The following is a 17,306-nucleotide window of genomic DNA, read 5'->3' as shown; positions in this document are numbered from 1 at the left end:
TGGCTGAACCGGTCCGCCCACAGCGTCCCGGCTCAATGTGGGCGAACGACAGGCGGCAAGTGTGACTAATTTCGGCTGTTGAACACTTGTCATAAAAATATAATGTTCAATCTTTGGAAATTGCATAGATATCTAAAAATGGTTCGCAAACGCGTTGTTTGCGAACCATTTTTATCGGTATTAAATTTACCAGCTAGCTTTACGAACACCTGGAATTTGACCAGCGTGTGCTAAGCGACGGAAGTTTAACCGTGACATGCCAAACTTACGTAAGTAAGCGTGCGGCCGGCCATCAAGATGGTCGCGGCGATGGATGCGAACGGGTGATGCGTTCCGTGGTAACTGAGCTAACCCAGCGTAATCACCAGCGGCTTTTAATTCAGCACGCTTGGCAGCATAACGGGCAACGGTCGCTTCAATGCGCCGTTCTTTAGCAATTTTTGATTTCTTAGCCATTAATTTGGGCTCCTTTACAATGTAAGTAGACTTGCAATTCGTGCCACAAATTTTTAAATGACTTCAATGTGTTTTTTAGAACGTCTTATAAATTACCATACTCAAATCGTAATCGCTACTATTTTGTTCGCGATTGTTCAAATGTGGTATGATTAAAACACTATTTTAAAATCAGAGGTTGAAAATCGTGAAGAAAATTGATCAGGGCAGTCAGTTTGTCCAACGTCATTTAGCATTATTTAAGTGTTTAGTTTGTGACATGCCCTATGCGGCTGTCGAAGACCATACCCTCAAGTGTCCCAATGGTCATCAGCTTGACTTTTCTAAAAAGGGGACCCTTTATTTCTTAACGCATCAAGTACAAAGCGAATATGACGCAGCGATGTTAGCTGCTCGGCGGCGGATTTTACAAGCGGGATTTTTCAAACCGATTGTGACCGCAATTAATGAACAATTGCCAGCGCAACCGCAGCGAATTTTGGATATTGGTAGTGGAGAAGGCACACCATTAGCCGATTTATTGACGTTACATCAACAACCAAAAGATGTCGGGATTGGCTTTGATATTAGTAAAGACGGTGTTAATTTGGCCACACAGTTAGTGTCACCAGCTTATTATTGTGTCGCTGATTTAGCACAGCTACCTTTTACTAACAATGCGTTTACCGCGATTATGGATGTTTTTTCACCATCAGCTTATCAAGAGTTTGAACGGGTGTTAGCCCCGGGTGGTCAATTGTTAAAGGTCGTGCCCAATGCCAACTATTTAGTGGAATTGCGCCACTTGTTATTTGAACCAACGGCGCGGCAATATCAATATGATAACCAAAAGGTGTTGGACTTATTTAGTCAACACTATCCACAAGCCGAGCAACGACGGATTCAGTATGAGTTTGACCTCAGTACAGTGGATTTCAATGATTTGATGGTGATGACGCCATTGCATTGGGGTGCTACGGCGGAACGTCTAGCTCAAGCGCGAATTGAAGGTTTAGCTAAAATTACAATTGACGTTAGTTTGTTAACTGTGACCATGTAAAAGTCAGCACGGGTGCTTGCATGATTATAACCGCGGTGTTAAGATTACCTGTGAGAAATCGTTTGGTAGTTAACATCGTCTTAGCACGTTGGTGACTACCGAGTTGTACTTCATTAACGTAGCGTTTCGCCGTGCCCACACCGAAATACTACGTTTTTTTGTTGTCTAAAAACGACCGCTAATGTCCTCTTGATGTGAGGTGATTAGCGGTCGTTATTTTTTAAATGAAACCGAATGAAAAGTCAGTGCATACGGTGGCGGGCCCAAGTTTGACCGATGAAACCGAACATCAAACCGAATAATGCGGGGATCGTCCAGCCGAGACCTAATGATGCTAATGGTAGCTGGTTATTGAGGTGTTGCAACGTTTGTAGCCAAGCGGCTTGCGTCCAAGCACTTGGCATGGCGGCAACACCAGCAAGCAGGGCTGGGATCATCGTCCAAGCGGTTGTCATGGCAAATAACCAGCGTGACGTTCCTAACCATGGTGATAAGCTGGCGAGTAAAATCAAAACGATGGCCAGCGGGTAAAGTGTCATTAGCACTGGTGTGGAATAAGCAATTAATTGGGTTAAGCCGACATTGGCCAAAACGGCCGGAATTACACAAGCAACTACGATGAGACCTTGATAAGGCAATTTGGGCATCATCTCATGCAAGGTATCACCAAACGCCGAGGTCAGGCCAACCGCAGTTTTTAGACAAGCAATGATCACGATTAGCGCCAGTAATAAGTTACCAAAAGCGCCAAAATACGTCTTTGCGATTTGAGCTAAGGTGATCCCGCCGTTTGACGCTAGCGGTAATTGACCCCGACTCATGGTGCCGACAATTGCGAGTAATGCGTAGATCAACCCCATTAAACTCACACTAATAATCCCGGCCTTGATGGTGTCTTTGGCAATCTGAGCAGGTTCTTTGACCCCTAAGCCTTTAATGGCATCAACAACGACAATACCAAAGGCCAAGGAGGCGAGTGCATCCATCGTGTTGTACCCCTCCGTAAAACCGGTGAGTAGTGGGGCAGTGGCATAAGCCCCGTGGGCAGTACCATGCAGGCCACCTAGTGGTTTAATCAGAGCAACGACCAAGAGGCTACCCAATAAAATTAGAAAAATCGGGGTCAGCCATTTACCAACATAGGTCATTAATTTGCCTGGATTGCGTGCCAACCACCACGTCACGCCGAAAAAAAGGAGCGAAAATAGCAGTAGTACCATCGGTTGCTGAGCCGATGAAATGAATGGGGTTAGTCCGATTTGAAATGCCGTGGTGGCTAAGCGTGGCATCGCAAACAGTGGGCCTAAAGTGAAATATAGCATAATCGTAAAGCCATAGGCATAAGGTCGACTGACTTTAGTTGCTAAGTCGAAGACCCCATTACTACGAGTGAGGCCAATCCCCATGACACCGAGCAAGGGTAAGCCAATCCCAGTGATCAGCAAGCCAACAATGGCCCAGCCAACCTGGTGGCCTGCTTGTTGTCCTAAGTAAATGGGAAAGATTAAGTTACCAGCACCAAAGAATAGCCCAAAGAGCATGGCCCCGATAAATAAAGTTTCTCGTCCCGATAAGCGGGTTTTCATCAAAAAATTCCCCCTCTAAAAGTACGCTTGCTAATCAGCATAGCATGTTTTAGTGGGGGAAAAATTAAAAGGTTATGATAAGTCGTTAGTCAGCGTTAGCTACGGTGAATCGCATTTGATGGTGAGCCGGCTGTTCAATTTCAGCTAAGACAGCCTGTGCCATGGTTCCAGCGGTAGTGACGGATTGACCAGCGGCGTTGACAAGGAGGTCGTCGGTACCGGTTAATGCCGTAGTGGCTGGTCCGGCATGAAAATCGGCGGCGGGTGAAATGCCCACCCAATCAACGTTGTCAACGGTTTGTAAGAAGGTTAATTCTTTTAATTGATTTTGTGGAATGGCTAAGAAGCCGGCATTGGCTGGATCAGCGGCAATATCTTCAACGAGCAGGTGATGATCAGCGCCTGTGTGCAAACTGCCGGCGCCTAAGATGAAGACTAAGCGTGGGCTCGTTTTGGTTCGGACCTCAGCAACTAATTTGGTTGCTAGGTCGACATGTAAATAAGCTTGAGCGGGTGGGGTCGCCATGGCATCGACCACCACATCAACGGCTGCTAAATCAGTCGCCGTTAACGAAAAAGCATCTTTAGCCATGCGAGTTAAATTAGTGTGATCGGGCAATTGAGCTAACTTTTCTGCTGATCGACTTAAAGCAGTTACCGTGTGACCGTTGGCTAATGCAGCCGCGGTAATTGCTGAACCGGCCATGCCAGTGGCGCCAATAATTAAAATTTTCATGAACGTTTCCTCCTAAAAATAATTAATCTAATCAAGCATGATCAGTATAATGAAAGTTTTGTAAGCGTGCGACTATTTTGTCGCGGCTAGTGAAAAACTGGGCGCGAGACCATGGACATGGTATGATAGAGCTTAATATTACTAGAGTTAAGAGGAAATCATTTTGACAAATCATATTGCGTTATTTGAACCATTGATGCCAGCGAATACCGGGAATATCGCTCGGACTTGTGCCGGTACAGATACGGCCTTGCATTTAATCGAACCATTGGGTTTTAAGATTGATGATAAGCATTTAAAACGTGCCGGCTTGGATTATTGGGACAGCGTTGATATCACGTATCATGCAGATTTACCCGCTTTCTTGGAAAGCATTCCAGATTTAAACAACTTATACTTAGTCTCAAAATTCGCCGAACATGACTATAGTGATGTGGATTATAGTGATACCAGTAAGGATCATTATTTCTTATTTGGTAAGGAAACGACTGGGTTGCCAGAACCATTCATGCGGCAATATCCAGAAAAGGCCATTCGAATTCCACAAGATGATTCTCACATTCGGGCGTTGAACTTGTCGAACTCCGCTGCTATTGTGATTTATGAAGCGTTGCGTCAACAAAACTTCTTGAGCTTGGAACGGTCGCATCACTACGAAAATGATAAATTGAAATAAGTCGAAAGGACGGTCGCAATAATTAAGCGGGCGTTCTTTTTTCATGGAAATCGGTTCATATCCGAACGTGGGTTTGGTACAATAAGAGCAGTAGCTTTAGATTAGAAAGGACGATTAACGCGTGGCGCAAAAGCGACGAACAACTAAAAAAAAGCCAGCCGCTCGTAAAAAGCGACCGACAAAAGCAGCAGCCCAACATCAAATGACGGGGAACGTGATTGGCCTAATCGGGGTCTTAGTCACGGTATTTGCGTTGTTAAACCTGGGGTTAATTGGCAATTTCTTTGCGGAATGTTTTCGATTAGTTGCCGGGAATGCTTACCAGATTTTAGCCGGGTTAACCTTGATTGTGATGATTTACATCATGATTTTTGGACGTTGGCCACGAATCGGTTGGCGCTGGTGGACCGGTGGTAACTTAATTTTATACAGTTATTTATTATTATTAGAAATTCCAATGTTTAACCAGTTAAATCGGCACACGGAATTTTGGTCGATTACTTGGAATTTAATTAAAAATGATTTTGCCAAAGGTGGCATTTCAATTAATTTAGGTGGGGGCTTAGCTGGTGCGGCTGGTTATAGCATCACTTATCCATTGATGGCCAACTTTGGCACGATTTTGATTGCCATTATTTTAATTATTGCCGGGATTTTTGTGGCGTTTAATTTGCCATTTAGACAAACCGTCTTAGTCATTCGCAATTGGCTAATTAAAGTGGGCCAACAATTGCGGGCGGCCGGTGAACGCCTACAACATTATGCGCGCATTCAATATGCCCGTTGGCGAGTCCATCGTCAAGTTCGTGAAAATCAAGCGGCCTCAACTGAGCCTGCACCAGAGGCTAAACCGACGCCAGAACCAACGCCGAGTTCAGCAGTGCCGGTCACTCCATCGGCAGCCCCTCAGCCGACTAGCAGCGCTACGGCACCTAAAATTGTGGTTGCGAGTGAACAAGAAGCTCCAGCACCGATTCAAGGTAGCTTGGAAATAGATTTATTTAAAGGGAATGAAACGACTGATGACGCGGATTATCAGTTACCAACTTCTGAATTGTTGACGAAGATTCCAAAAACTGATCAAAGTGCGGAATACGCCACGATTGAGGCTAACTCTGAAAAATTACAGACAACGTTGGCTAGTTTTGGAGTGCAAGTCGATGTCAAAAACGTCAGCTTAGGCCCCTCAGTGACGAAGTATGAGTTACACCCGGCTGTCGGTGTGAAGGTCAGTAAAGTCGTGAATTTAGCGGATGACTTGGCCTTGGCTTTGGCAGCTAAAGATCTGCGGATTGAAGCCCCAATTCCTGGGAAATCTTTAATTGGGATTGAAGTGCCGAATAAACAAATTTCAACGGTCTCGTTCCGTGATATTGTTGAGGCCCAACCGGCACATCCAACTAAACCATTGGCCGTACCGCTCGGTCGTGACGTTTCTGGGAATCTAGTGACGGCTGACTTAGCTAAAATGCCACATTTACTGATTGCTGGTTCGACGGGGAGTGGGAAATCGGTGGCGATTAATGTGATGATCACGGGCTTACTGATGAACACTAAACCAAGCCAAGTGAAATTCATGTTGATTGATCCGAAGAAAGTGGAATTAGGAGTTTATAATGGGATTCCACATTTATTAACGCCGGTCGTGACGGAACCGAAAAAGGCCGCCCGAGCGTTACACAAAGTGGTGGCTGAAATGGAACGTCGCTATGAGTTGTTTGCTGATTCCAAGCAACGTAACATGCAAGGCTATAATCAGGCGATTCGGCAACAAAATGCGGCGGATGGTCAAGATCGACCAACGTTACCTTATATTGTGGTGATTGTTGATGAATTGGCTGATTTGATGATGGTCACCTCGAGTGAAGTTGAAGATGCGATTATTCGGTTAGGCCAAATGGCCCGGGCTGCCGGGATTCATATGATTTTGGCTACGCAACGCCCATCTGTAGATGTCATTACCGGGTTGATTAAAGCAAACGTGCCATCACGGATGGCGTTTGCCGTTTCCAGTGGGACCGATTCGCGGACCATTATTGATAGTAATGGGGCTGAAAAGTTACTTGGTCGTGGGGACATGTTGTATCAACCAATGGGGATGAATAAGCCGTTACGGGTGCAAGGTGCGTATATTTCTGATCACGATGTTGAAGAAGTAGTAAACTTTATTAAAGCACAACAAACGGTTGAGTATGATGATACCATGTTGGTTAAAGATGATGAGACGAGTGGTGGCGATGATCCACGCGACGGTGAGGATGAGTATTACGCTGAAGCTGTTGAATTAGTGACGGAACAGCAATCGGCTAGTGTGTCGATGTTGCAACGTCGTTTCCGGATTGGTTACAATCGTGCGGCACGGATTGTTGATGAAATGGAAGAGCGTGGTGTTGTTGGCCCATCTGAAGGTAGCAAGCCACGCAAGGTTTATCGGCAAGCTAGTGCAGAAGAACCACCAACAGAATAGGTTTACTCATAAAAAGCACGACTCGTTTTTGCGAGTCGTGCTTTTTAGTGCAATCAAGGGACGATTGCCAAGTTAAAATTCAAGTAAACCTAAACCGGATAAGGCTTGTAAAACCAAAGCGCCAACAGTTGAAATAATCATCAACCAGATGACGATCATCGTGATAATCTGAAACGGTGACTTTTTCTTTTTCATTAGTTTAATCTGCACCACACTTTTCAAAGTAATTCTTTCATAGTTTAACGTGGAATCAGCTTTTTTTCAATCTTATTTAGAAATAGTCATGATTTCGTAAATATTCAATGCAGCCAATACAAAGCACGATCGTCCCAAACATAATCCAACTGAAAGCATGTGCAATTTCGGCGCCAGGCAAATGAACGTTCATCCCGTAAATCCCACCAATAATTGTTGGAATCGTTAAAATCAGAGTTAACGAGGTTAAAACTTTCATGACATCATTCAAGTTGTTAGAAATAACGGCTCCCACTAATTGACTGTATTGTTGTAAGATTTGATTAGTCGTGGCCGTCATCGTGATGGCTTGTTGGTTTTCTAACTGAATATCATCGGTTAAAGCTTGATGATTTGGTGCCGTAAAATGCGTACTGGAAGCCGCTACCGCCTGAAAAACGGGAGCGTTTTTAGTTAGAGCGGTATTAAAGCGAATCAATGATTTTTGATAAGCCATAATCCGAAAGAGTTCTTCGTTACGTGTTGCCCGGGTTAAATGGCGCTCAAGTTGATTGGTTTTGGCGGTGATTTGATGCAGTGCGGTGATATAAGCGTGAGCGATATACCACATGATGGTTAAAATAAAGTCCTCGTGATTGTCTAAGCTCAATTTTGAGGCCACGGGATCCATAATGAAATCATGAATAAAGCTTGCGGGATAATTGCTAACCGTTAAGACGGCATGTGGCGTTAAAATTAAGGCCAGTGGATAAACTTGATATTCCAAGTAGCCTAAATCGCTAGTTGTTAATTTAGGAAACTGTAAGACCATTAGGGCCGCTTGATCGTTGACTGTTTGATCGAGCTGTTCACTTCTGGGGACACTGTCATCATCTAAGACGGCGGTCAAGTAATCACGGGGAAAGTTAAATTCCTGAACTAATTGATCGATTTCAGCCTGGGTTGGTTGTTCAACGTTTAACCAGCGCTGTTGGGTTGTTTGGCGACCAATTTTGAGTTGACCAGTAGTGGTAGCCGTATAAGTTTGTAACATTTGCGCATCCTCCATGAAGTGGTTTAAGTTATTATAGAACGGTTAAGGCCCGTTGAAAAGTTTAGCAAGAATCCCTATAATAATAGCGATAAGCGATTGGAGGATACGATGCAGGTCTTGTTTACGAATTGGCTTGGCCAATTAAGCTTACTAGTGATTGTGACACTTGTGATGAGTGGGGCGCACCGTTTATTGAAACAACATTGGCCCGCGGGCTTGCTAGTAATCGATGTTTGGCCACCACTATTAATTATTTTTACGCATTTTTTGACGATGCAAGCAACGGAAAGTTCGATTGTGCCGTATGAGATGTTGTCGTTGATGATTTTAGGCATCGGTATCACCGTGTTAGAAGTCCTACAGCGTGGTGAAATCTTGTATGGACGGTTCTTTCGATTATACTGGCGTACCTGTGATTTAATTACCATTTTAGTCTATTTGATTGCGCTTGTGAGTTACATTGTGGCCAAAGTTGGTCCTTAATTTAAAAATCCCCCCACCAATCCCCACCGATTAAATTGTTAATCGGTGGGGATTTTTTATAATATTTGATAACAATTGCGAAAAGTAACAAATCGGTGTGGTAGGAAGTGGGGGGGTGTGGTAGACTTAAATATGTTTAATGAAAGGGGTTGATTGCCTGTGGCTGCTAAGATGTTCTTCGGTGAATTTGAACATAGTTTAGATGCCAAGGGGCGTTTAATCATCCCTGCTAAGTTTCGTGAGCTATTAGGCCCGAACTTTGTGATCACCCGTGGGATGGACGGCTGTATTTTTGGCTATCCACCTGCTCGATGGTCAACACTGCAGGCTCAGCTCGATGCGTTGCCGTTAACGAAAAAGGATGCACGGGCCTTTGTCCGCTTCTTTTACTCAGCGGCAGCAGAATGTGAATTGGATAAGCAAGGGCGAATTATGATTCCTGCCTCATTACGTCAATACGCGGACTTAGCAAAAAAATGTGTCATTGTGGGGGTTTCTGATCGTTTCGAAATTTGGAGTGCCGATAAGTGGCAAGCCTTTGAAGCGGAAACCACAACTAACTTTGACGACTTAGCTGAGAATTTAATAGATTTTTAAACTGATTGATAACGAAAGGGGGGCCTGAAGTGGCTGAATTTGAACATACCACCGTGTTATTACACGAAGCGGTGGCGGCATTAGCCATTAAACCGGATGGCATTTACGTGGATTGCACCCTCGGCGGTGGCGGTCATTCACGTGAAATTTTAAAGCAACTTGGGCCTGAGGGTCATTTGTTTAGCTTTGACCAAGATCAAACGGCAATTGATTATAATCAAACCAATTTGGCGACATACTTAGCCAGTGGTCAGTTGACGTTTATTAAAAGCAATTTTGCGAATTTAAAAGCGGAATTGGTTGATCGTGGCATTACGGCAGTTGATGGCATTGTTTATGATTTGGGCGTCTCATCACCACAATTTGACAATGCAGAGCGAGGTTTTTCTTACCAACATGATGCACCGTTGGATATGCGAATGGACCAAAGCGCCCCATTAACGGCTCAAACGGTGGTCAATACGTGGCCATATGCTGATTTGGTTCGCATCTTTTACCGGTATGGTGAAGAAAAATTTTCCAAACAAGTGGCCCGAGCAATCGAGCGGGCACGGGAAACGGCACCCATTGAAACAACTGGTCAGTTAGTTGATTTGATTAAGAGCGCCATTCCTATGCGGGCACGGCGGACTGGTGGTCATCCGGCTAAAAAGGTTTTTCAAGCGATTCGGATCGCGGTTAACAATGAATTGGGTGTGTTAGAAACGTCACTTGAACAGGCCGTTGATTTAATTGATGTGCATGGTCGGGTGAGTGTGATCACGTTCCAGTCATTGGAAGATCGCTTAGTCAAAACAATTTTTAAAGAACACAGTGATTTACCAGAACTACCGCCTGGTTTACCGGTGATCCCGACTGAGATGCAACCAGATTATCGCTTAGTTAATCGGAAACCGATTAGTCCAAGTGAGGCTGAAGTTACAGCCAACCGGCGGGCGCGGAGTGCTAAATTGCGTGTGATCGAACGTTTAAATATTAAACATAATTAGCTTTAATTAAGGAGTGAATGACAATGGCCCAAAATGGATTGGCGCGGGAGCTTCCTCGTGAAACCCCTGGTGTTTCGACAACCCCGGTACATAAAACCGTCGCAACGCCGAACCCTGCTCTCAAGACTCAGCGGGTTCCGTTTTCAGCATTTGAAAAGGTATTATGTGTCACTTTTAGTATGATTATTTTTGGCTTAGCCCTTGCGCTGGTGTCAACCAACATTGCTGTTGGAAATGCACAAAGTCAATTGCAAACTGTCCAATCAAAGATCTCAAAGGTTCAGGCTAGCAACACTTCAGCCTCGCAACAAATCAGTGAACTTTCGAGCCGGACGCGGTTGAACAAAGTTGCTAAGCGGTATGGTTTATCGCTTAACAACAGCAGTATAAGGAATGTTTACAAATGAATAAGAACAAACAACGAATGACTTCGAAACGGTCACCAAAACAAAATCGACGGATCTTTGGCCAATGGCTATTCTTTGGCGCGATTGCGATTTTTGGTGTTTTGATCATTCGTTTTTCGTATATCGCCATTGGTCATCATGTGGCGGGAGTGAATTTAACACAAGCGACGAAGCAGTTGTATACGGAAAATGAAACGATCGCCGCAAAACGAGGCACAATTTATAGTGCGAATGGCGATGCAATCGCCGAAGATACGAGTACGTATACGCTCTATGCAATTGTGGCTAAAAATCAGAAGAATAGTCAGGGCAAAGTTCAAAATGTCCAAAGTACAACTAAGACTGCAAAAGTTTTAGCCAAGTATTTGCCAATTAGTTATAAGAAGGCCTTGAAGACGCTTCAAGTCAAGTCGGGCACTTTCCAAGTGGAATTTGGTACCGCCGGTAAGAATATTTCGTTAACAACGAAGAAAAAAATTGAAGCCACTAAAATAACTGGCCTTCATTTTATTGAATCACCGGCTCGTCTGTATCCAAATGGCATGTTTGCTTCCCACTTGATCGGGTTGACGACCTCGAAAAATGTTAAAAATTCTGAACGAACTCGCTTGACGGGGTCAATGGGTATTGAGTTGGCGTTTAATAAACAATTAACTGGGACTGATGGCCATAAAACGGTGACGAAGAGTGGTTACCAAGGCCAGACATCGACTGGTAAAGCGGTTAAAAATGGCGACAATGTTTATACGACCATTGATAGTAAGTTACAGACACTCTTAGAAACGAAAATGTCGACGGTTGAAAGCCTTGTGCATCCCAAATCGATGACAGCCACGTTGATGAATGCCAAAACTGGGGCCATCTTGGCTACCAGCCAACGGCCAACTTTCAATGCGCAAACTCAGTCCGGCTTATCTAAGATGTGGCGAAACTTGCTCGTTGAAGATACGTTTGAACCAGGGTCGACGATGAAAGTCTTCACGATGGCAGCGGCAATTAATAGTGGTAATTACAATGCCAACATAACCGTGCCAACTGGGGAGTATAAAATCGGTGGTAAGACGGTACCCGATTGGAATACAGCTGGTTGGGGGAATATCACCTATGCCAAAGGATTTGCCTTGTCCAGTAATGTGGCGATGGCCCATTTGGAACAAACGATGGGGGCTAAAACTTGGTTGAAGTATATCAAACGGTTTGGCTTGCGGAGTAGTACCAATAGTGGGCTAGCTAACGAACAAACGGGCTCGATTCAATTTACCTATCCGATTGAACAAGCTGATACGTCATTTGGTCAAGGAATTCAAATTACCCCAATGCAGATGCTACGTGGCTTCACGGCTATTGCGAATAATGGTAAAATGTTACAGCCTTACTTTGTTTCTAAAATCGTTAACCCGAATACGAAAAAGACGGTTTACAAAGCTAAAACCAAGGTTGTTAGTCAACCCGTCACGGCGAAAACCGCGCAATCTGTGTTGAAGCACATGCAGGATGTGGTTTATAAGTCATATGGGACGGGGACGGCCTTTAAGATTAAAGGTTATCGGATTGCAGCGAAAACCGGGACTGCCCAAGTTAGTAATGGGAGTACTTATGAGACTGGTAATGATTCCTATTTGTACTCAGTTGTTGGGATGGCACCGGCTAAGAATCCGAAGTACATCTTATACATCACCATGAAACAACCAACTTTAGGGACAACGTCAGCGTCTGAAGACATGGCCGAAATTTTTAAACCGGTGATGCAACGTGCTTTGGATGAACAAAAGGCCAGTGAAGCGAAGACTAAGACTATTAAGATGCAAGATTTGATTGAGAAATCAACGTCAGCCGCTAAGAAAGCGGCTAAAAAGATTGGGGTGACCCCAATTATTGTTGGTAAGGGCTCACGAATTGTTAAACAGTCGGTTTCTTCGGGAACCGTTTTGAGTAGCAAGCAACGGGTCGTTCTGGTGACTAATGGTCAGATGTATATGCCAAACTTAACGGGCTGGTCAGCGAGTGAGGTTGCTGATTTCGCTTCTTTAACAGGGTTGAAATTGACGACTAGTGGCACCGGTTATGTGGAGGATCAAAGCATTTCAGCCGGTAACCCGATTGATGCCAAACAAGTATTGAGTGTGAAATTGAAGTAATAACTAAGTTGTAGAATGGAGAATTGTTGTGAGTTTATTTGAATCAATAGCGACTTTAATTAGTGGCTTTATTATTGTTTTTGGGCTGATGCCCTCGTTAATCCGGTACTTCCGGGCCCGTAAAGAAGGCCAAATGATTCGTGAAGAAGGCCCATCTTGGCATGAAAAGAAATCGGGTACCCCAACCATGGGGGGCTTATTATTCATTATCGCCATTTTGGTGACAACGATCTGGGTTGGCTGGTGGCAAGGCCAACTGATGCCAACAACTTGGATTTTAATGTTTATTCTGGTGCTTTATGGGGCTTTAGGGTTTTGGGATGACAGTATTAAGTTATGGCGCAAGCAAAATGAAGGCTTGAAAGCTTGGCAAAAATTGTTAGGCCAAATTGTCGGTGGGATTATTTTCACTTTAGTTTACCAACATGAACATCTGCCAATGGGCTTACGCATTCCTGGTTTTGGGGATTGGTCATTAGGTATTTGGTACATGATTTTCGTCATCATCTGGCTAGTTGGCTTTTCGAATGCTGTTAACTTGACCGATGGTTTGGATGGTCTTGTAGCTGGGCAAGCGACGATTGCGTTTGGCGCCTATGCGATTATTGCCATTCACCAAAAACAATTTGATGTCGCTTTGTTCTGTTTAGCCGTGATTGGGTCATTATTAGGATTCTTCGTTTATAACCACAAGCCGGCAAAGATTTTCATGGGTGATATGGGATCGTTAGCTTTAGGGGGCGCTTTAGCCGCCGTATCGATTTTATTACATCATGAATTATCCTTATTATTAATTGGGATTATCTTCGTTTGTGAAACAGCTTCAGTTATTTTACAAGTGGCCTCGTTCAAGCTAACCGGTAAACGAATTTTCTTAATGAGTCCAATTCACCACCACTTTGAAATGAAGGGTTGGAGTGAATGGAAGATTGACCTGGTCTTTTGGACCGTTGGGTTAATTGCCGCTGTGATTTGTGTCGCAACGATTATTTAAAGGAATCAAGTTGTACGACTAGAGATTTAAAACAAATTTAGGGAGATCTTGGGATATGAAGTCGGTTGAACAGTATCGCAACCAAAAAGTATTGGTATTAGGTTTAGCAAAAAGTGGCATGAATGCGGCACGCTTGCTCCATAAGCTTGGCGCTTTTGTGACCGTTAATGATAAAAAAGATTTTGATGACAATCCCGATGCACAAGCCTTACTTAGTGAAGGCATTAAGGTGATTACGGGCGGGCATCCTTTGTCATTATTAGACGAAGACTTTAAAGTGGTCGTGAAAAACCCTGGGATTCCATATTCGAATCCAATTGTGGCGGGCGCCTTAGCCAAGCACATTCCGGTGATTACCGAAGTTGAATTAGCTAGTCAAATTTTGGCTGGTGAATTGATTGGTGTGACTGGGACTAACGGGAAAACGACCACGACCACAATGATTACGATGATGTTAAACCAACGGACCGATGCTGGTAAAGCTTATGTAGCTGGTAATATTGGTGTGCCAGCGTCAGCGGTTGCCCAAAAAGCGCAGCCTAACGACACGATGGTAACCGAATTATCTAGCTTCATGCTTTGTGGGATTGAAACCTTACACCCACATATTGCGGTCTTGACGAATATTTATTCGACCCACTTGGATTACCACGGCTCTCGTGAAAATTATATTAAAGCAAAAATGCGCATTACCATGAATCAAACCGCCGATGATTATTTTGTGGTTAACTGGGATTCTGAAGAGTGGCGCAATCTTAGCCAACAATCGGCTGCTCAAGTTGTGCCATTTTCACGACAACACAACACCGAGGCTGGCGCCTATGAAAAAGATGGTCAACTCTATTTTAAAGATGAATACATTATGGATGCCAAGGACATTAAAATTCCTGGTGACCATAACGTTGAAAATGCATTAGCCGCAATTGCGGTGGCTAAGCTGTCAGCAGTGCCAACTGCCGGGATCGTTCAAGTTTTGAAGACATTTTCTGGCGTTCGTCATCGGACACAGTATGTGGAAACTTATGAAGGTCGTCAATTTTATAATGACTCTAAAGCGACCAACATTGTCTCCACTGAAATGGCCTTGAAGGGCTTCGATCAACCGGTTGTTTTATTGGCCGGTGGCTTAGATCGTGGTAATACGTTTGAAACCTTGGCACCAGCCTTAAAGGACCATGTTAAAGCCATGATTGTCTTTGGCGAAACGGCACAAAAGATGGCTGACGCTGGTAAATTAGCTGGTATTGAAACGATTAAATTCACTGAAAACTGTGAAACTGCGGTGCCATTAGCTTGGGATCTCAGTGAAGCCGGTGACATTATCATGTTGTCACCTGCAAACGCGAGTTGGGATCAATATCCAAACTTTGAAATTCGTGGCGATCGTTACATTAAAGCGATCGAAACCTTAACTGGAAAGGCGGAAGAAAATTAATGCGATTAATGATTTCTGGCGGTGGGACTGGTGGCCATATTTACCCAGCCTTAGCGTTAATTGAAGCCTTACAAGCTCAAGATCCAACCGCTGAAGTTTTATATGTTGGGACGCATCGCGGGCTAGAAAGCCGGATTGTACCCGAACGTGGGATTGAGTTTAAAACGATCAAGATTCAAGGCTTTAAACGGTCGTTGTCTTTACAAAACTTTAAGACGATTTGGTTGTTTTTGAAGAGCGTCGGGACTGCCCGCCGCTATATTAAAGCTTTTAAGCCGGATGTTGTCGTGGGTACTGGTGGTTATGTGAGTGGGGCCGTGGTGTTTGCGGCTAGCCAGATGCATATTCCAACTGTGATTCATGAACAGAATTCCGTCGTTGGGGTGACCAACAAGTTTTTGAGCCACTTTGTCGATCGAATTGCGATCTCTTTTGAAAGTGCGCGATCACAATTCCCTGAGAAAAAAGTCGTTATGACCGGTAATCCACGTGCCCAACAAGTGGTCAACATTAAAAGGACTGCAGCGTTGCAAGCCCTCGGATTAGCTGATGATCAACCAACTGCGTTGATTTTTGGTGGGAGTCGTGGGGCCGCACGTATCAATGCGGCGACCTTAGAAGCCATTCCAGAATTAAATCAACGGTCATATCAGACTTTATTTGTCACTGGTCAAGTGCATTACGATCAGTTGATGGCTAAACTCGGTGAGACCAAACTGGCAGCGAATGTTAAGATTGTCCCTTACATTAAGAATATGCCAGCGATTTTACCAGAAATTGCCGCGATTTTGGGACGAGCTGGTGCGACGAGTATTGCAGAAATTACGGCTTTAGGCATTCCGTCAATTCTAGTGCCAAGTCCATATGTCACTAATGATCATCAAACAAAAAATGCTCAAAGTTTAGTTGACTCGGGTGCTGCTAAATTAGTTAAAGAGGCTGATTTGACAGGTGCAAGCTTGTTAGCAGCTCTTGATAGTTTGATGCTCCATGCGGATGCCCGTGAATCCATGGCTGCCCATGCCAAACAGTTAGGCCAACCAGCGGCAGCGGATCAATTATTGCAGGTCTTAGAATCGGTTGTTAAACGGTAACCATGACTAACTTGAAAGGGTGGGTGTGATGGCTTTTTTCAAACGACAACCCAAAGATAACCGACCCTTGGATCAACTAACACCATGGGAACGCTATCAACGACAAGCCGACGCTAATAAGCAGGCTGAAAAGAAACGGCATGCGAGTTGGACTGGTAAACCGTTACGGATTGGGGATAAATTACCCAAACTCAAGTTACAACGTCGCCAGTTGGTCACCAAACGAGCAACCTTGCTAATCAGTTTGTTTTTGGTGGGCATGTTAATTTCTGGGTATTTCATTTCACCGTTGAGTCATGTGCAAACAATCCAGGTTACTGGGACCGAAAAATTAACGGCCACAGAAGTTCAAACGGCGACCGAAATTAAACCGGGAACATCGCTCTGGGCTGTGATTGGTCACGATACGCAAACAAGTCAACGGGCGCGTAAAGCCAATCAACAAATTGGTGCTGTTAAAACCAAGCTAGTCGGGTTGAATCAAATTAAGATTCAGGTGCACGAAATTCGGATTGCCGGTTATTTATCGACTGGCAATACGTATCGGCGGGTGTTAGAAAACGGCAAGATTATGACAACTACCGTGGCCCAGCCGAGCGGTACCTATCCCATGTATGCTGGTTTTAAAAGTGGTCAGCGATTGCAAACGATGATTCATCAGTATGCTAAGTTACCGGCAGCGGTCAAACATAACATTTCAGAAATCAAGTTTACGCCAACCAAAGCCAACCCAGAACGGGTGCATTTGTATATGAATGATGGTAACGAAGTTTACGCGACAATCACGACATTCGCTAGCAAAATGAGCTATTATGCCGGGATTGCTGCGAAGATGAAACAAGCTGGGGTTGTCAACCTAGAAGTAGGCGCCTATTCATATTCGTTTAAAAAGTCGCATAATTGATGAGAATGCCGGCTTAGACCTTTTTAAAAGCGCTGTATCTATGGTAAACTAGGTGATAATTGGATATGTTAACAAAT

The 17,306-nt window shown here is 44.2% G+C and carries 17 protein-coding genes; 12 read left to right on the top strand and 5 right to left on the bottom strand.

What is annotated here, in order from left to right:
* Nucleotides 1–186 precede the first annotated feature (186 nt).
* A complete protein-coding gene (gene rpsN / locus FFM84_RS04715; RefSeq protein ID WP_130843153.1) occupies nucleotides 187–456 on the bottom strand; it encodes a 30S ribosomal protein S14 in 270 nt (89 codons plus the stop codon).
* A gap of 187 nt (nucleotides 457–643) precedes the next feature.
* On the opposite strand from rpsN, the gene FFM84_RS04710 reads away from it, so the two are divergent.
* A complete protein-coding gene (locus FFM84_RS04710) occupies nucleotides 644–1,495 on the top strand; it encodes a methyltransferase domain-containing protein (RefSeq protein ID WP_130843154.1) in 852 nt (283 codons plus the stop codon).
* A 242-nt stretch (nucleotides 1,496–1,737) separates the two neighbouring features.
* On the opposite strand, the gene brnQ is transcribed toward FFM84_RS04710, so the two are convergent.
* Both brnQ and FFM84_RS04695 read right to left on the bottom strand, forming a co-directional pair.
* Entirely contained in the window at nucleotides 1,738–3,081 is a 1,344-nt protein-coding gene (gene brnQ, locus FFM84_RS04700) for a branched-chain amino acid transport system II carrier protein (protein WP_130843155.1), read from the bottom strand.
* An 85-nt stretch (nucleotides 3,082–3,166) separates the two neighbouring features.
* On the bottom strand, nucleotides 3,167–3,817 hold the full coding sequence (locus tag FFM84_RS04695; RefSeq protein ID WP_130843156.1) for an NAD(P)-dependent oxidoreductase: 651 nt from the start codon (nucleotides 3,815–3,817) through the stop codon (nucleotides 3,167–3,169).
* A gap of 163 nt (nucleotides 3,818–3,980) precedes the next feature.
* Between FFM84_RS04695 and FFM84_RS04690 the strand changes: the two genes are divergently transcribed.
* Both FFM84_RS04690 and FFM84_RS04685 read left to right on the top strand, forming a co-directional pair.
* On the top strand, nucleotides 3,981–4,493 hold the full coding sequence (locus FFM84_RS04690) for a tRNA (cytidine(34)-2'-O)-methyltransferase (RefSeq protein WP_130843157.1): 513 nt from the start codon (nucleotides 3,981–3,983) through the stop codon (nucleotides 4,491–4,493).
* A gap of 121 nt (nucleotides 4,494–4,614) precedes the next feature.
* Nucleotides 4,615–6,960, top strand: coding sequence for a DNA translocase FtsK (locus FFM84_RS04685; protein WP_130843158.1), 2,346 nt, complete (start codon nucleotides 4,615–4,617; stop codon nucleotides 6,958–6,960).
* 72 nt (nucleotides 6,961–7,032) lie between these two features.
* Here the strand turns inward: FFM84_RS04685 and FFM84_RS04680 are convergent, their stop codons facing one another.
* On the bottom strand, nucleotides 7,033–7,155 hold the full coding sequence (locus FFM84_RS04680) for a DUF4044 domain-containing protein (protein ID WP_130843159.1): 123 nt from the start codon (nucleotides 7,153–7,155) through the stop codon (nucleotides 7,033–7,035).
* Between the two features lie 76 nt (nucleotides 7,156–7,231).
* Nucleotides 7,232–8,188: a magnesium transporter CorA family protein gene (locus FFM84_RS04675; protein WP_130843160.1), complete on the bottom strand. Its 957-nt coding sequence runs from the start codon at nucleotides 8,186–8,188 to the stop codon at nucleotides 7,232–7,234.
* 108 nt (nucleotides 8,189–8,296) lie between these two features.
* On the opposite strand from FFM84_RS04675, the gene FFM84_RS04670 reads away from it, so the two are divergent.
* The 9 genes from FFM84_RS04670 (at nucleotide 8,297) to FFM84_RS04630 (ending at nucleotide 17,229) form a co-directional block, all read left to right on the top strand.
* Nucleotides 8,297–8,671, top strand: coding sequence for a DUF3397 domain-containing protein (locus FFM84_RS04670; RefSeq protein ID WP_130843161.1), 375 nt, complete (start codon nucleotides 8,297–8,299; stop codon nucleotides 8,669–8,671).
* A 171-nt stretch (nucleotides 8,672–8,842) separates the two neighbouring features.
* Nucleotides 8,843–9,268, top strand: a complete 426-nt coding sequence (mraZ, locus tag FFM84_RS04665; protein ID WP_130843883.1) for a division/cell wall cluster transcriptional repressor MraZ — start codon at nucleotides 8,843–8,845, stop codon at nucleotides 9,266–9,268.
* A gap of 29 nt (nucleotides 9,269–9,297) precedes the next feature.
* Nucleotides 9,298–10,257, top strand: coding sequence for a 16S rRNA (cytosine(1402)-N(4))-methyltransferase RsmH (rsmH, locus tag FFM84_RS04660; protein ID WP_130843162.1), 960 nt, complete (start codon nucleotides 9,298–9,300; stop codon nucleotides 10,255–10,257).
* A 23-nt stretch (nucleotides 10,258–10,280) separates the two neighbouring features.
* The gene (gene ftsL, locus FFM84_RS04655) at nucleotides 10,281–10,664 is read left to right on the top strand and encodes a cell division protein FtsL (RefSeq protein ID WP_130843163.1); all 384 of its coding nucleotides are present in this window, start codon (nucleotides 10,281–10,283) and stop codon (nucleotides 10,662–10,664) included.
* Nucleotides 10,661–12,802: a penicillin-binding transpeptidase domain-containing protein gene (locus tag FFM84_RS04650; protein WP_130843164.1), complete on the top strand. Its 2,142-nt coding sequence runs from the start codon at nucleotides 10,661–10,663 to the stop codon at nucleotides 12,800–12,802. Before ftsL ends, FFM84_RS04650 begins: the two co-directional genes overlap by 4 nt.
* 88 nt (nucleotides 12,803–12,890) lie before the next feature.
* A complete protein-coding gene (gene mraY / locus FFM84_RS04645) occupies nucleotides 12,891–13,796 on the top strand; it encodes a phospho-N-acetylmuramoyl-pentapeptide-transferase (RefSeq protein ID WP_225424738.1) in 906 nt (301 codons plus the stop codon).
* A 55-nt stretch (nucleotides 13,797–13,851) separates the two neighbouring features.
* A complete protein-coding gene (gene murD / locus FFM84_RS04640) occupies nucleotides 13,852–15,231 on the top strand; it encodes a UDP-N-acetylmuramoyl-L-alanine--D-glutamate ligase (protein WP_130843166.1) in 1,380 nt (459 codons plus the stop codon).
* Nucleotides 15,231–16,325 (top strand): undecaprenyldiphospho-muramoylpentapeptide beta-N-acetylglucosaminyltransferase, encoded by a 1,095-nt coding sequence (murG, locus tag FFM84_RS04635; protein WP_130843167.1) that lies wholly within the window; start codon nucleotides 15,231–15,233, stop codon nucleotides 16,323–16,325. Before murD ends, murG begins: the two co-directional genes overlap by 1 nt.
* A gap of 28 nt (nucleotides 16,326–16,353) precedes the next feature.
* Complete coding sequence (locus FFM84_RS04630) at nucleotides 16,354–17,229, top strand: cell division protein FtsQ/DivIB (protein ID WP_130843168.1); 876 nt, start codon at nucleotides 16,354–16,356, stop codon at nucleotides 17,227–17,229.
* Nucleotides 17,230–17,306: the final 77 nt, after the last annotated feature.

Source organism: Lactiplantibacillus mudanjiangensis, assembly GCF_005405385.1.
Classification (GTDB): domain Bacteria; phylum Bacillota; class Bacilli; order Lactobacillales; family Lactobacillaceae; genus Lactiplantibacillus; species Lactiplantibacillus mudanjiangensis.
Note: the sequence above shows the minus strand (reverse complement) of the source record. Positions and strands in the feature narration are given on the sequence as shown.

Coding starts and splice junctions, on each gene's coding strand:
- FFM84_RS04680 (WP_130843159.1), bottom strand. CDS start 7,155: ATGAAAAAGAAAAAGTCACCGTTTCAGATTATCACGATGATCGTCATC.
- rpsN (WP_130843153.1), bottom strand. CDS start 456: ATGGCTAAGAAATCAAAAATTGCTAAAGAACGGCGCATTGAAGCGACC.
- mraY (WP_225424738.1), top strand. CDS start 12,891: ATGCCCTCGTTAATCCGGTACTTCCGGGCCCGTAAAGAAGGCCAAATG.
- brnQ (WP_130843155.1), bottom strand. CDS start 3,081: ATGAAAACCCGCTTATCGGGACGAGAAACTTTATTTATCGGGGCCATG.
- FFM84_RS04695 (WP_130843156.1), bottom strand. CDS start 3,817: ATGAAAATTTTAATTATTGGCGCCACTGGCATGGCCGGTTCAGCAATT.
- FFM84_RS04630 (WP_130843168.1), top strand. CDS start 16,354: ATGGCTTTTTTCAAACGACAACCCAAAGATAACCGACCCTTGGATCAA.
- FFM84_RS04670 (WP_130843161.1), top strand. CDS start 8,297: ATGCAGGTCTTGTTTACGAATTGGCTTGGCCAATTAAGCTTACTAGTG.
- mraZ (WP_130843883.1), top strand. CDS start 8,843: ATGTTCTTCGGTGAATTTGAACATAGTTTAGATGCCAAGGGGCGTTTA.
- murG (WP_130843167.1), top strand. CDS start 15,231: ATGCGATTAATGATTTCTGGCGGTGGGACTGGTGGCCATATTTACCCA.
- murD (WP_130843166.1), top strand. CDS start 13,852: ATGAAGTCGGTTGAACAGTATCGCAACCAAAAAGTATTGGTATTAGGT.
- FFM84_RS04650 (WP_130843164.1), top strand. CDS start 10,661: ATGAATAAGAACAAACAACGAATGACTTCGAAACGGTCACCAAAACAA.
- ftsL (WP_130843163.1), top strand. CDS start 10,281: ATGGCCCAAAATGGATTGGCGCGGGAGCTTCCTCGTGAAACCCCTGGT.
- FFM84_RS04675 (WP_130843160.1), bottom strand. CDS start 8,188: ATGTTACAAACTTATACGGCTACCACTACTGGTCAACTCAAAATTGGT.